This is a genomic window from Synechococcus sp. TAK9802, assembly GCF_014279535.1.
In the GTDB taxonomy this organism is placed as follows: Bacteria; Cyanobacteriota; Cyanobacteriia; order PCC-6307; family Cyanobiaceae; genus Parasynechococcus.
In genome coordinates this window covers 1,774,918-1,788,054 of the sequence record NZ_CP047937.1, presented here as the reverse complement: position 1 = coordinate 1,788,054, position 13,137 = coordinate 1,774,918, and the positions used below count along the sequence as shown (strand labels likewise).

Here is a 13,137-nt window from a genome sequence, read left to right as displayed (position 1 = left end):
TTTGGAACGTCACTGCATCCATCGCCTCCGCGATGGTGTCAACGGAAGTTCAGTCGCATGAGCCTTCCATTCAATGGAGCGAAACCATTGGGCGCTGATAACACCACTGACTCCTCTGTCATGAGCGATGCGAGGAGTCAGATCAGCGTTTCGTTTGGCCAAAACATCTCGACGAGTCATTTGGCCACTGCCATCGCGTCATCTGAATGGCAGTGCACCCCCAGCCGGGGTGATGGTGTCTGCGGAGTCCCCAAGACCTCCATTCCATGGTTTTTGTAGGAACCATTGGGCGCTGAGTGTCAGCGTTCGTTTCACGCCGACACAGCAAGCAACGGCCTGACTCCTCTTCTTAACGGGGGGAGTCAGTTCAGCGTTAGAAAGCTCTCAAGATCTTTTTATTGCCTGTGTCCACTCCCAAAGAACTCCAACGCGTTGAGCTGCTGAACTACACGAAAGCAAACGGAGAGGAGCTAATTGGGCTCGCTGTGGTATTGGCTGAAGACCCCAGCGGCGGCGTTCAAGTACGGGTACTTATGGATGCAAATGTCGTCAGCGGGGTAACAGTGGTCCCCCTGAAACAAGGCGGTTGCTGCGACTGATCAACAGCAGTCACAACTTGAGCAACATTGCTCTTCTCCGGCGTGACCATCAGCACAGGGCTGAGAGCAATAAAACTTTCCGTCTTTCTCGACGGCTTTTTCAGGGGAAACGCTGCAGCTACATGGCTCACATGCGCATTGCTGGTTTGCGATTGGCATGGATTCGACGATCAACTCCTCTTGTCTTAAGTCGAAAGAACAACCAGCGCATCCCTCAACCGAGAGGATTGAACCTCACCGGTGTCCTGCAACGTTGGCGCGGATCATCTGACCGCTGCCATCGAGTCATATGAACGGCACTGCACCTCCAGCTGGGGTGATGTTCTCTGTGGAAGTTTCAATCGCATGGGCCTTCCATCCAATGGTCAGGCAATGCCATTGGGCGCTGATCAGAAGCTGGCTCCTTACTTCCTCTGAGGGGTCAGTTCAGCGTTTTCAATTGCCACAACGTTTCAGCGATTCATTTGGTCGTTGCCATCGCCTCATCTGAAAAAGCGCAGCCCACGACAGGGGCGATGGTGTCTTTGGAGGTTCCTGTGCTGGGCATCTCCATCCAATGGCCTATCCACAGTCATTGGGGCGCTGTCCAAAAAAGCTGACTCCCTTTCTTTCCGGTCGGGGAGTCAGTTCAGCCTTATTTGACGGGTGGTGGGTTCCGCACGAGGCGGGCAAAAAAAAAGGGGTAGGCCCCTCAGCCATACCCCCTCATGCGCGACGCTATGAAGGCACCACAGCCTTCCCTAAGACATTGGTTTGGCGGGTGCCCATATGTAACCCTCTGAACACAAATTAGGCATTAAGCCTTAGTAGGCCTTGGTGGGGACCATGCGAATCCAGGTGATGATCCATCTGGCGTGAGCACCACAGCAAACGCTCTGGGAGACGGAATGTTCGCGGGTTCCCTCGCCCGCGTCTCCCACTCATGCGATCAGGCAGCAGTGCCTCCAATGAGTTCTGACACGTTGGGCATGGGATCAGGCTGGCCATCAGCAATTGCTCGAGCGCGACGGTAAAACCAACTCTCCGTGTCCCCCTTGGTCTCCATGCTTTCGGCGATGGTCTTCCAGTTGTCGATTTCGGCTTGATCCATGGGAAGCAAATAAAAAAATCTCCAGAACCCCTCAGAACTGGAGACCGTCCAACTGCCTGATGCAGCTCTGCATTCAGACCCGTTGAAGCTATGAAGTGAGGCCTGGGTGCGGAGGTACGGATGACCGCTAAGCCTCCACAGAAGAGCCACGCGGTGTCGAAAAACGGGCATAAAAAAGGCGGGTCGTGCATTACCCGCCTGATCTGAATCTCCAGTCGAGCTGTCCGGAGAAGTCGCAAAATCTGCGTAACAGAAATGTAGAAAACCCGTTGTTGCGACTGTGGATTCAGCGCCCACGATGAGAATTAATACTCAAGGTTGAAGTTACGCGGCGTCGGTGCCGTCTGCGTCCCCTGAGTCAATGAGTCAGTCAGCTCATGTATTCAGCTGAACAGTTGAGCCAGAACTGAGTCACTACGGGACGGGCTAAGTCCAGCTTCAGAACGACTTGATTTGCGTCGAGGCCGGGTTGCGGGGATCTGCACCCGGCTTTTTCATGCCTTTCGTGGCTCAGGCTTCGACTTCAGCCTTCTCGTCAGCCTTCCGAGGAGCCTCTGTTGAAGTTTGCTCAGCTGTCTCGGCGTTGTGATGGCAAGCGTTGGCGACGTTGGCGAAAGCTGCCATGACCATTATCGCGATGATCACGGTGCCACCGAAGAAGGCAATGTTCGGATGACGGTTCACGAGTGGCAGGCCTAAGAGTCAGCGGACCCTATCGGTTCAACTCACGCCCTGGGGACGAAGTGACTCAAAGGCGACGTGGCAATCTGCGGGGCTCTCGCATTGCCCGTATGGATTACAAGGATTTTTGCCTCACCTGTCTGGTCACCTTGGCTGCCATCAACACGGTGATTAATTTGCGTTCCCAAAGACGGCGCTGAGAACTCAGATCAGCCTGGAACGTCCCAGTAGGTATCCAGCAATGAGGCCAGTAGCGGCCCCTTGAAATTGCCAAAGCTGCTTGCGGTACTTCCAACCAGCTCGGTCCAGAGCAATCCCAGCCCAGATGGATGCCGCAATGACCAAAAGCAGGAGAAGGTTTTTCATCTGCTTCTTAGCCGAACTCCCAGATCACGAGGATTGCCATAGAGGTGAGGACAAGGAAAAACAACCAGTTCCCACCGGCCCCGAAAGCGCAGATCGCCGCGATGACCGTCGCACCAAGAGCGACCTTTAGGCGCTCATCCATCCTCTGACCTGCGATCTCGCCGATACCGATCAGGGCTGAAAAACCAAATGATCAGCCGGGTGGTGAACCAGGCGAGCAAGACGCCCAGAACTGTCGAGACAAGCGCCTCCACAACAAGTATTCAGAGAACATCAGCCGGAGCTGGATGTCCTCAATATGCCGTGCTTATCAAGGGCTGAAGGGCGACCGTTAACGGTCAGTCGCGAACTGATTCGTCCTTGTCTTTTGGGGCCTCGACTTGAGGCTCAGGCTTGGCTGCTGACTTTGAAGCTAGAGAAGCCTCAAGACGCTGCAGCTGCGCTTCACGCAGTGCGGCGGAGATGCTGAGGGTGTGGTCAGTCATCGATTGGCGTTTCCAAAAGCGGAGGCGCATTGCCTAATGCTGTTGAAAGGGGGCCTACGGATCAGAAGACTGACGAACCATAAGGAACTACAGGCAGCTGACTAGCGAGCATTAATACCTAGGGTCAGCAAGCCCTGACTGCTCAAGCCCTTCGACAGATGTGGGGGTGACGCTGCCCCCCTGAGTCAATGCGCCAGTCAGCGCATGTATTCAGCTGAACAGTTGAGCCAGAACATAGTTTCTACGGGATGGGCTAGGTCCAGCTTCATAACGGTGAATCAAATGCGTTGAGCCGGGTTGCGTGGGGAAACTGCACCCGGCTTTTTCGTGCGCAATAGGAGTTACGGCTATTTAGAAGCGTCCATAGGAGGAGCGGCGTGTTCTCTTGCGGTAGATGCGCTTGTAGCGGCCACCGCTCTTGCCATGAACGATTGGGAGGATGGGCTTTCTTGTCCACCAATCCAGTGCCTGACTCTGGGAAATAAATCCCCACAGTCCTCTAAGGGGTTTCCACAAAGCCCCGGCACCAAAGACCAGAAGGGCAACGAGCAGAAGAACGCCGATTACGTCCAAGAACATGGCTAGACGAGCGGTTGGCCCTCAGGCAGATAAACGCTGTCGGCGATGGTCCGCAACACCATTGAGCAGGCGTAGTCATCTGCGCCGTATTCCTCTTTCCAGGTCTTCACCAAGAGCTTCAGGTCGTAGTCGGCTTGGTTCAGAAATTCGTCGGTCGGTTCCCAGAACGTGGCCTCGTCCATGGTGGAGGGGTGTCAGTCCTTAGTTGTAGCCATGTTTAAGGAAGGGCCCCGCTACGGAGACAATCCCGCCAAGGCTGGCGGCGAGAGGTGGCTTATGAACGCTCAGCAGCAGAAGGTGGTGCAGTTCAAGCCAGACGCATCCACCGTTCATGCCGAATGGATGGCGCTGTTCGAGTCGTTGGGCCGCGGCGGTCCTGAGGGCTGGCTCTTTCCAAGTAATAAAAGGAATGGGCCATTGACCCGGCAGGGGGTGGCCGCTCGCATGGCCAGATGGGGAAAGGCTGCCGACGTGCACCTCTACCCGCACCGTTGCCGCCACACCCATGCGACTCATGCAATTCGGCGGGGGGTGGATGTTTTCACGCTCTCGGCGACGCTCGGCCACAGCTCGACGGGAACCACGTCTAATTACGTTCTTGCTGAGCCTGGTGAGAGTTCATCTCTCCGGCTGGGTTAACGGGCCTTTTTGATCCGGCGGTCTACCGGCACGTGCCGGTAAATCGGGGCCAGGCCGGGGCAGGACTCTCGTAACAATCAAAACTCAGATTGCGTCGCCAAAACTCTGCGGAGGCTGTTGCGCTGAGTGTCGAAGCGCAAAGAAAGGTAAAATCGGTAGCGACCGTCGCAGACCAGGTCACCCCCTGCGAAATGAGAATCATTTGCGCCTTCAAGCTGTCGTTATGACTGAAGCGCTGAAACTCCCTTATTCGGTTCAAGGGCGCGGAACCGTTGAGTCCATTGGCAATCACTTTTATCGGGTTTGTGGCCCTGCGGGCTGCACCGTTGTGATGGGCCTTTCCAATGCTCTTTATCTGAGCCGGAATGTTCCTGAATCAGCCTCCCCAGCTGATCCTTAAGCACTCCCTGGTGGCTCTGAACTGACCGGGTGGAGCTGGTCAGTTCAGAGCACTGGCAGCGCCGTGGTCCCCATAAGGGTCCCAACGCCAATTACTACGAGCACCAGAAGCAGCATCCACTTCATCGACAAATCCCAAAAAAAAGCCCCCTGGTGGGGGAGCTGATACGTCCGAGTTCACATGCTGAGGACGGCGGTCAGTTGTGGATCAATGGGGCAGTGAGCCCTCACTTCCCTTGGTGGAAGACGGCGAAGAAGGGGAAAGCTGTCACCACAACGGTGATTGAGCTGTTTCTTGTCGCAGTTCAAGGCTCCGTCCAAGTCGTTCGTCGCTCCCGTATGCCCGAGAATGGGTTGTTGCCCGATGGTTCGGACAGCTCTGTCAGGGCCGTTATCCGGTGGCCTCCGCGCGATCACCCTGCTCTGGTCAGTGGTGTCGCCCCTCCTCTCCAGCAGCAACTGGCTTCAAGGCACCGCAGATGCCGCAATGCTTGCGGTCCTTTTTCTGCAGCTGCCTCACTGCTTTATCTCAATGCCCAGTTACCCCCCCTACGCAGAAAGCACCAAGCAGCGGATTGTTCATTACGTGCTGAGAAATCCAGGCCGTACGGGTGGTGAGATCGCTTCGGCGCTTGGACTGGATAAAAGTCGGGTTAATAGCTTTCTTTATTCAGAGGGCAGGTGGCGATTCGGCTTGCAGGACAACAACTGGAGATGGAGTGCGACTGGTGTTGTGTCTAGTAACCGTCGTACCTCGCGCAGGTCAACGGTTTATGTCCCTCCATCACCTTCATCAGGGAGATCTCGGGAAAGGCAGCTGCCTATTACTTCCATCTGTGGATCGTTGAGCCGCTTGAGCCTCACAGACGCCACGTTGAAAATCCGCGGCATGAACGAACAGCAGATCAATCTTGCTTTTGCTGAGGATGATTACGGGATGCTCGATGACCGGCTTCAAGCTGAACTTGCAATGCGTCGGTCGGAGCTGCTGAATGCAAGGCCAGCAGAGGCAGTACCAAGCTCCCCATTCGGCAACCCGCTGGTACTTATTGGTCTGGGGCTGATGGTTGTGATTTTTCTTGGAAATGTCATGAGCAACTCTTCCTCAGATCGATTGCCCCAAAGGTCTGTTCCGGGTTCTGTTAGGTAGGAAAGTTTGTGGTTGCTTTCCTGGCATGCGCTCAGTCCGGTAGTTCGGACTGGCCGTCTTAAGAAGCCTTATGGAAAGCGCTCTGTTTGCTTTGTTGGCATTGCAATTTAAATCCCAAGCTCTTTGCTTTTAGGCGTTCATATTCGTCATTTGAAATCAATCCTTTTTCGAACATTTCCTTGTGCTTTTCAAGATTTTTTATGGTATTATCCCCTCCTTATGTGGCGGGGCTAATTGTTTTTTCTGCCTGGAATTTCTCCTTGTTGTGTGCAGCGGGTGGATACTCGTAGGGCTTGAGCTTGCGCCTGCCTGATTCGTTTTCTACTGGGGATTGTTGAGGGTCATTCGAAATATTCGATATTTTCTTTGAAAGATTTTCCTTCCACTTCCCAATTGCCTGGCCGAGCCCCTCTGGAGAGTCAGTCTCTGACTGCGTTGCCTCGTATGATGTCCAAATAAGCCTTATCCAACGCAGCTGTACAAGCTGATGAATGACGGCTGGCTGGACGCTCATGTGCATGTTCAGATGCCAAGTGGGCAGCGGTTGCTGGACGTCGATGGCGTGCAGAAGACGCTTCAGGGCTTATGCCAGTGGCGAGGAGACAGCGTTTTTCTTAGGCGTTAGCGGTTGAGCTGTAGGAATTTGGGACTATTAAGGCTCGTCTTTTAAGCGTTGACGATGCAGTGGAAGAGCCCACCAGATGAAATCTTCTTTTTTGCTAATTGTGCCTTGGTTGGCACATTCAATGTCAGCAGCATTCTTGTCTGCCCAAGTAATAGTTTCCAAGCCCTCAAGCTTGGTGTATTCGCAGTAGCAGTGTGCTGTAGCCAGATCTTCCATTAGTTCTGCAACCTCTCCCCACATGGTCATTTGGATGTCCATGCAGGATTGGTGAAACTCTGAATACGTTGCGAGTGTCTCTGATTGATCAGTAGAAAGTTTTGGTTTTTCCTCTTTTTCATACCAACCCCCATCAAAGGCAATGGCTGGATCTGCCAAGACCAGTGGGACCAAGAGCAGTAGTAGTCGTTTCATGTCGTGATTTTGCTGATGACGCCGGTCCCTTATCGACCCTCTGTCCAAGGACATTGATCTTGATACCTCCAGTAGATCTCTGCGTGGCCACTGACGACCATCTCTTGCTGAACGTATGTCGTCCCTAGGAACAACTCCACCACCGTTCGTCCGTAGCGGTCCTTGGTGATCCGAAGGATTCCAACCTTCTTGCCCACCACAAGATTTCTCAGATGGTCTCGAGCAGCTCTGGCTGGCACTGGCTCAGCTCTCATTCCAACTAGTTCAGGGGTGTCGATGCAGGCCAGTTGAACCCGTTCGCCTGTTGTGGTGGTGCACGTGTCGCCGTCGTAGCAGGAGGCGATCACAACGGACGCAATAGCAGCAATGAGCATCAGTGACGCAGATGGGTGTGACCAATGTCTGGGTCACCTCTACAAGGACGTCGAAATCCTCTATGAGGTACTGAGCTGGCGAAGCCTCTGCTGTCTATTCGTTCTCTCTACGTCTTGCTTGTCGTGCTTCTAAGTGCGTGGGTGCTGGGAGCTGCTCTCCGTTTGAGCGCTGAGTTGGCCAGATAAGAGTTCAGTCGACGAGTTCAGTGTCTTTGCGGACAAACCAGTCGCTCTCATCCGCGAATCTCTTATCGATGCGGCGCCGAGTCTCAACAACGTGTCGGCGTTGTGCCCACAATTCGCCAACGAACTTTGCGAGTCGTTCGCGGTGATTCCCAGGCTGCATTGGCACCGAGGGATCCTGCTCCGTTGTTTCTGGATAACCAGAGGTCATTTAGATCGGGATGGTTGAACTCAACCCTTAGCCAGATCTTTGGTTGGAGGCCATTTCCCAAAAAGAAACCCCGGAGGTGTCTCCGAGGTCGCTAGTCCTTTCGGTTGATCCCCATCACCCGACCGGACTGGACAAAGCTAGCCTCGTTGGACTCAGAAGTGCCAACAAATCCATATTCCGGACATAGTGCGGTGAAGTTCTGTACCGACTCTTAAGACACCAAATGTGGGGCTAGGCAGTGGCTAAGGGCTGGGCCATATTGTCAGTTCCCCCATCACCTGGCCCGATGTGCGCGTCACACCGGGTTTTTTTATGCCTTGAAGCACTAGTGGTAGTGCTTTTGAGGCATTTTGAAGCTTGAAGCTGCAGGCAGCGCCACTTGGTCTGTGGATAACGCGAGCCAAAAAGAAACCCCCGCCGAAGGCAGAGGCTCCAAAACGTCTCTCGGGAGTGTGACCTTGTTTCCACCCCGTGAGGCGTTTTTCCTCACATGACAACCATCCCTACTCAACTGGCACTGTGACAGTCGTGGGTGGACGGCTTGTCGCTTGTCCTCAGCCGCTTCTTGAGCTCAGCCCATCTCTCTATGACTCCTCCTCGGTGACTGGTTTTTAGGCTTTCCAGTCACCAGGGGGCCTCGGCTGAGAACGGGGCCTCACACCATCCCAGACAAGCGGAGCCCCGAGCGATGGTGGCTCCGCCGCACACGCAGCTCATCTACCTGCGGTGCAATCCAGTCGTAACCGTCCTGATCACGCCCGAAGTGTTTGAAGTGTCACCGAATCGCAGACAGGGTGATCCGCTAGCCGTAAAGGCAGATCACCCGAGCCAAGTAAGCCACGCTCTGGCCCCTCGTCTCATCTCAACCCCTAGCCACGGATCATGAATCGCGACTACATCGACTGGCTGGAGACGCTGCCCTGCAGCCGCAAGCGGCAGCCGATCAACACCTGGATGGGTGGTTGGGCTCCGCTACCTGAAGAGATTGATCTGCCTGCTTACGAGGATTGGCAGGATCGGAAAATCAGCGCAATCCAAAGGGTGTGATGTCTCGCCTGTGGCGTTGGGTCAGATGGTGAGAGCAAATACTGTTAGCTTTCGTATGTCTAAGGAGACATCCCCGCTAAGGCGGGTCTGAGGACATTCGCACTAACCCGAACACCTCGTACCGCCTCGTAGGCGGGTTGATTTCTAATGCGCAAACATCTTGGTTCCGATGGCCTTGGTGCAACCGATAGCCATTCGCCTCGCCCGTTTTCGCCTGCTCGGTTGAGCGGCATGCTGCTTGTCCCTTGTCTTGCTCTGTCAGCGATCACGCTGAACCAGAGCGAGGGTCAAGCTCAATCCTTCCTGCAGCGTCGCATTCAAGAGCGAATGCAAGAACGACGATTGCAAGAAGAAACGAAACTGACTGCAAATCAAAAGCAGCAGCTCTTCCAAGTGAGGCGCGAATGGTTGCTCAGCAGCTATGAACAAAGGCTTGCTTTGCTCCAGTCAACACAGGCATGCCTAAAGGATGCTCAGACTTTTCAAGACGGTAAGGAGTGCAGGTCAAAGCGACGTCAAGCTGGGCGACAGCTACTTAAAGAAGGTCGCCAAGTCGTCAATACCGAGCGTCAGCGTTTAGGTCTTTCGCCTTTGCCTACTGACCTGCCATTTTCATTCTGATGGGAGGCAATCCTCTCTCTGATGGCTTTGGTACAGACGAGAGTCAACTGGATTGGACCCCATGGTCCGTCACAGAGGACGTCGCTCTTGACGGGACTTGCTCAAAGCGAAAGCGGGCTTTTTTCAAATCAGCCTTGCCACGTCTTTTGACATTCCTAGAAAGATCCGCTCGTCATGCTCATCCCAAGCCAGCGCCATGGCACATCACCACTGGCGTTTGTACTGCGGATGAAGTCGTTGACCATGTGATGGAGATGAACTGGTCTGGTTGGTGGTTCCGCCATATGTGCAGAGCTGCCGACATCCTCAAGATCCCCTGCCCTGACCAGCGTTTCATGGATGATCAACGTCCTTGGAACAGTTGGGGGGAAGCTATTGATCTCAAGCTGGAGCACCAAAATGTTCGGCCAAATGCGGACGGTGAGGAGCTGATTTCTCGCGATTGGGAGTTGCCACCGTTTTTTCTGGGTAATCGCTTCCCTCGCAAAAAAGAGAATGTCTGCGAATGCAGCATTCCCCTTCCAGAGGAATCAGTTGCTCTCGCGCAGCTTGCTGAACAAGCCAGCCAGTGCGACTCACCAGAGGACATGGAGATTCCTGCTGTCTTGCAGAAGTACTTCTGAAGGCAAATAGGTCGGACTAATCACCAAAGGGTTGAGGCTCAGAAGTAAAGGCACTCAAAGTCTCCTTAGCTGGCTTCGTGGGCCCAACCCATCTCCTTCTGCCACGTCAGCGTGATGTCTCGCCTGTGGAGTTGGGCCAGTAGGCGTTAGGAGCACATACAACAACTTTCTGTAGCCATCGCGACCTGCTTATCGGACCTTCACGGAAGAAATCCTTGATACCAAAGCTCTCCGAAAAATGGTGTGCAGCACCACTGGAGATTCCCTATCAATGGTTCCTGCGACATCTCCTCTACGGCTGAGTGAGGCATCGCGGCAGCACGGGAGAGCGACCCGTTAGCTGGCAGACAATCCAGTCCCCATCCCACGGCAACTGTGGATGGGGGCTGGCTTTCTGCGCTTAACCCCGTCTTCCAATAACGGGAAAGATTCAGTGCATTGCACTTGATTGCACAACGCCTCGTCAGCGTTAAAGAGCGGACCGCATCGCTCGGGGCGAACATGTTTCTCCTCGCGGTTCCGTAGTCCCGCATCTTTGATTCGGTAACGGCTGTTGGAAGTCAGCCCCACCGATAGAGGGGGCTGACGTCACGCAATTAGCCAGCTTCGGGAGCCCAGCCCATTACCTTGTGCCACGTCGTCTCGACTGTGGCGTTGGGTCAGGGGGTAGCCCCCTTGAGCAGCTCTCTGATTCAGCCACTGACCACTTGGAGCTCCCTCGGCAGGCATGGCTATACAAAGGTTGCTCAGATGATCTGGACATGAAAGAAGCTCTCTTCGCACTGCTTGTCATCGCATCAGCAACCCCTTCAGCGTTGGCTCAAAAGGAGATCCCTAAGGCTTCAGGTCATGACCAGTGTCCTCTGGGTTACCTGAACACCCTCGGCACGACTTGCGTCTCTCCCATTTATTACGAGGTAGCACCTACGAACGGCAAAGCTTGCAAGTCGGGCTGGATGAATATTGGCGCTGGCTATTGCAAGAAGAAAACACTAGGGATCTTTTGATCGGATCAACTTTGTTTTCTACGAAAGTAGCGATTCAGATCTTAGAAGCTTTATGCATTACAAGGTCAGCATTAACCCCGTGGATGGCACCTGATTAGCTGGTTTCCCAAGTCACAATGACCGCCATGGCGGCGAAGAACAGGAGCGTCAACCAGTTCCCGCCAGCTGCGGTTACAAACATTGCCGCAATGAGCACCGCGCTGATAGCGACCTTTAAGCGGTCGTCCATACAGAGCTGATTTCTTTTCTCAGTCTGGCGTCAGTCGCTTCGGGAGACCAGCCCACTTCCTTCCGCACGTCGGTTCCCAGAACTGGCACTTCTTCTTCAGGTGCTGACCATGCTGCAGTTGGCGATTAACCCGTACGACGAACCTGCATTGGATCCATCTCAAACAGCACTGATCCGCCCTCGCTAAGCACCCTGTTTTCCCTGCCGATCATCCTGGCGATCCTTGTCGCTTCTGCCGAGGCGAACTCCAAAGATGTTGCTGTCGTGTGGAGGTGTCACTCCAAGAAAGGGTTCAGTTCTTCGACTCGGAACTGCTCTCCTGCCATCTCCTCAGTTGCCATCCATGACTTTCTCCACTACGGCCTCCTTCACCCTGTCCTGAAAAGTCTTGTTGTCTTGCTCAGGAGCAATCGCACTGGCAGTTGCTCTTAGTAGGTCTGCGGTGATCTGTCTTGCTTCTGGGTTGGTGAACAGCAGGAAACCCAGTCCGACTCCGACAAGGATCTTCAGCACGACACTGGCTTTCGTTGATGCCTCTCAGTATTAGCCCAACCGATAGATGGGGCGGCAGAGCCAAGCCGCCCAGCGGTCACAGGGCCGTGTAATCCAATGCCACCTCGTGCACTTCTCCACGGTGACAAGAGCACCAGGCCACTGACCGATGAACAGATGGGGCTGTTGATGGCGTCGATCGCCAAGGCTGTTCATCAGGATCGCAACGCCATTCGTGATTGCGCCCTTGTCAGGGGTTCTTATCTCCTGGGTTGCAGAGTTTCTGAGATCCCAGTTATGAAATGGAAGGACATCGAAGTTCTCTCCGATGGCGGTCAAATTCACCTCTTTGGAAAAGGATCCAAAGCAAGGACTGTTCGAGTGTCCAGCGACACGCTCAAGCTTTTTCACGCGCTTGGCCGCGGCGAAGCTGACAGCTATGTATTTCCGAGCCCCCGTGGCAAGGGACATCTCACTCGACAAGCGATTGGAGATGTTTGCCGCAAATAGGGACGTGCTGCTGGATTCCACGTCCACCCGCACTAGCTGAGGCAAAGTCATGCCACAAACCCTGTGCAGAGGGGCGTGGACGTATTCACACTTCAAGCCACCCTCGGGCATTCATCGAGCGCGACCACTGGTCATTACGTGGCTGCTAACCCTCGGGACAGCAGTTCTCTGCGTCTTGGTTAGTGAATTGATCTCTTGACAGTGACGCTTTATTAGGGCTGTTATTTCAATCTTCTTCCGATGCTCAAGGCTCTTGGGTTGTTGTTGAAGTGGCTATTCCTCAAAAAGCCTGATCAGTCAAAGGGACCAATGCTCAAAGAGCGTGCTCATCAGACAGTTCGTGCTGATCAAGAGTCCGAGATTCACAGAGGCCCAAAGGGTGGCTTGTATCGAATCGATGCCAAGGGGAGAAAGGTTTATCTCAAGGCTTCCGAGCAGCCCAAGCAAGGAAAGCCACGTCGGGCGAAACGGCGTCGTACCAAAACTGCTTGAGTGGAATTAAGGGCCTTTACGCAGTGCTACCCCTTACCGATTCATTCAAGTGGTCACTGAGAAGAGTGGAGCTCAATTTAAGTTGTAAGTGATACACAAGGTGCTTGTCCTTCAGGGTTATGATTTCGGTGCTCCGGTTGATTTGCACCTCTGAGAGCGGCGAAGTCACCTCTATGCAGGCGGTGGTTTCGCTTGCCAAGTGCTGTGCTTGAACCTGGAATCGGCGACGCTGCGTAATGTGATTGGGCTGGCAGAGGACAGCTAACGCTTGCGCCTTGCTTTGACTTTTAAGGCTCGCTTGTTGCGTCATACGGCGAGATAACC

The 13,137-nt window shown here is 54.1% G+C and carries 15 protein-coding genes and 1 pseudogene; 8 read left to right on the top strand and 8 right to left on the bottom strand.

What is annotated here, in order from left to right; all coding sequences use genetic code 11:
* Window positions 1-599 precede the first annotated feature (599 nt).
* The 3 genes from SynTAK9802_RS10345 to SynTAK9802_RS10335 form a co-directional block, all read right to left on the bottom strand.
* Window positions 600-758 (bottom strand): metallothionein, encoded by a 159-nt coding sequence (locus SynTAK9802_RS10345; RefSeq protein WP_186498199.1) that lies wholly within the window; start codon window positions 756-758, stop codon window positions 600-602.
* A 1,441-nt stretch (window positions 759-2,199) separates the two neighbouring features.
* The gene (locus tag SynTAK9802_RS10340) at window positions 2,200-2,373 is read right to left on the bottom strand and encodes a hypothetical protein (RefSeq protein WP_186496022.1); all 174 of its coding nucleotides are present in this window, start codon (window positions 2,371-2,373) and stop codon (window positions 2,200-2,202) included.
* Window positions 2,374-3,802: 1,429 nt separating this feature from the next.
* The gene (locus SynTAK9802_RS10335) at window positions 3,803-3,982 is read right to left on the bottom strand and encodes a hypothetical protein (protein WP_186496020.1); all 180 of its coding nucleotides are present in this window, start codon (window positions 3,980-3,982) and stop codon (window positions 3,803-3,805) included.
* Here SynTAK9802_RS10335 and SynTAK9802_RS12805 point away from each other — a divergent pair.
* Window positions 3,981-4,439: a tyrosine-type recombinase/integrase gene (locus tag SynTAK9802_RS12805; protein ID WP_370586397.1), complete on the top strand. Its 459-nt coding sequence runs from the start codon at window positions 3,981-3,983 to the stop codon at window positions 4,437-4,439. The genes SynTAK9802_RS10335 and SynTAK9802_RS12805 overlap by 2 nt on opposite strands.
* 1,252 nt (window positions 4,440-5,691) lie before the next feature.
* On the top strand, window positions 5,692-5,988 hold the full coding sequence (locus SynTAK9802_RS10325) for a hypothetical protein (protein ID WP_186496017.1): 297 nt from the start codon (window positions 5,692-5,694) through the stop codon (window positions 5,986-5,988).
* Window positions 5,989-6,205: 217 nt separating this feature from the next.
* Here SynTAK9802_RS10325 and SynTAK9802_RS10320 read toward each other — a convergent pair whose 3' ends face one another.
* From SynTAK9802_RS10320 to SynTAK9802_RS10310, 3 genes are all read right to left on the bottom strand, one after another.
* Window positions 6,206-6,502 (bottom strand): hypothetical protein, encoded by a 297-nt coding sequence (locus tag SynTAK9802_RS10320; RefSeq protein ID WP_186496015.1) that lies wholly within the window; start codon window positions 6,500-6,502, stop codon window positions 6,206-6,208.
* A gap of 138 nt (window positions 6,503-6,640) precedes the next feature.
* The gene (locus SynTAK9802_RS10315) at window positions 6,641-6,988 is read right to left on the bottom strand and encodes a hypothetical protein (protein WP_255487754.1); all 348 of its coding nucleotides are present in this window, start codon (window positions 6,986-6,988) and stop codon (window positions 6,641-6,643) included.
* A gap of 65 nt (window positions 6,989-7,053) precedes the next feature.
* Window positions 7,054-7,398, bottom strand: a complete 345-nt coding sequence (locus SynTAK9802_RS10310; RefSeq protein WP_186496013.1) for a thermonuclease family protein — start codon at window positions 7,396-7,398, stop codon at window positions 7,054-7,056.
* 1,276 nt (window positions 7,399-8,674) lie between these two features.
* Here SynTAK9802_RS10310 and SynTAK9802_RS10305 point away from each other — a divergent pair.
* From SynTAK9802_RS10305 to SynTAK9802_RS10290, 4 genes are all read left to right on the top strand, one after another.
* Complete coding sequence (locus SynTAK9802_RS10305) at window positions 8,675-8,839, top strand: hypothetical protein (RefSeq protein WP_186496010.1); 165 nt, start codon at window positions 8,675-8,677, stop codon at window positions 8,837-8,839.
* 222 nt (window positions 8,840-9,061) lie between these two features.
* A complete protein-coding gene (locus SynTAK9802_RS10300; RefSeq protein WP_186496007.1) occupies window positions 9,062-9,460 on the top strand; it encodes a hypothetical protein in 399 nt (132 codons plus the stop codon).
* A 248-nt stretch (window positions 9,461-9,708) separates the two neighbouring features.
* Entirely contained in the window at window positions 9,709-10,083 is a 375-nt protein-coding gene (locus SynTAK9802_RS10295; RefSeq protein WP_186496004.1) for a hypothetical protein, read from the top strand.
* A 761-nt stretch (window positions 10,084-10,844) separates the two neighbouring features.
* Window positions 10,845-11,090 (top strand): hypothetical protein, encoded by a 246-nt coding sequence (locus tag SynTAK9802_RS10290; protein ID WP_186496001.1) that lies wholly within the window; start codon window positions 10,845-10,847, stop codon window positions 11,088-11,090.
* 94 nt (window positions 11,091-11,184) lie between these two features.
* Here the strand turns inward: SynTAK9802_RS10290 and SynTAK9802_RS12680 are convergent, their stop codons facing one another.
* Together SynTAK9802_RS12680 and SynTAK9802_RS10285 are read right to left on the bottom strand one after the other, a co-directional pair.
* Window positions 11,185-11,319, bottom strand: a complete 135-nt coding sequence (locus SynTAK9802_RS12680; protein WP_255487753.1) for a hypothetical protein — start codon at window positions 11,317-11,319, stop codon at window positions 11,185-11,187.
* Window positions 11,320-11,649: 330 nt separating this feature from the next.
* Window positions 11,650-11,832, bottom strand: a complete 183-nt coding sequence (locus SynTAK9802_RS10285; RefSeq protein WP_186495999.1) for a hypothetical protein — start codon at window positions 11,830-11,832, stop codon at window positions 11,650-11,652.
* Window positions 11,833-11,928: 96 nt separating this feature from the next.
* Here SynTAK9802_RS10285 and SynTAK9802_RS10280 point away from each other — a divergent pair.
* Both SynTAK9802_RS10280 and SynTAK9802_RS10275 read left to right on the top strand, forming a co-directional pair.
* A pseudogene (locus tag SynTAK9802_RS10280) lies at window positions 11,929-12,504 on the top strand (tyrosine-type recombinase/integrase).
* 57 nt (window positions 12,505-12,561) lie between these two features.
* Window positions 12,562-12,813, top strand: a complete 252-nt coding sequence (locus SynTAK9802_RS10275; RefSeq protein WP_370586356.1) for a hypothetical protein — start codon at window positions 12,562-12,564, stop codon at window positions 12,811-12,813.
* Window positions 12,814-13,137 lie beyond the last annotated feature (324 nt).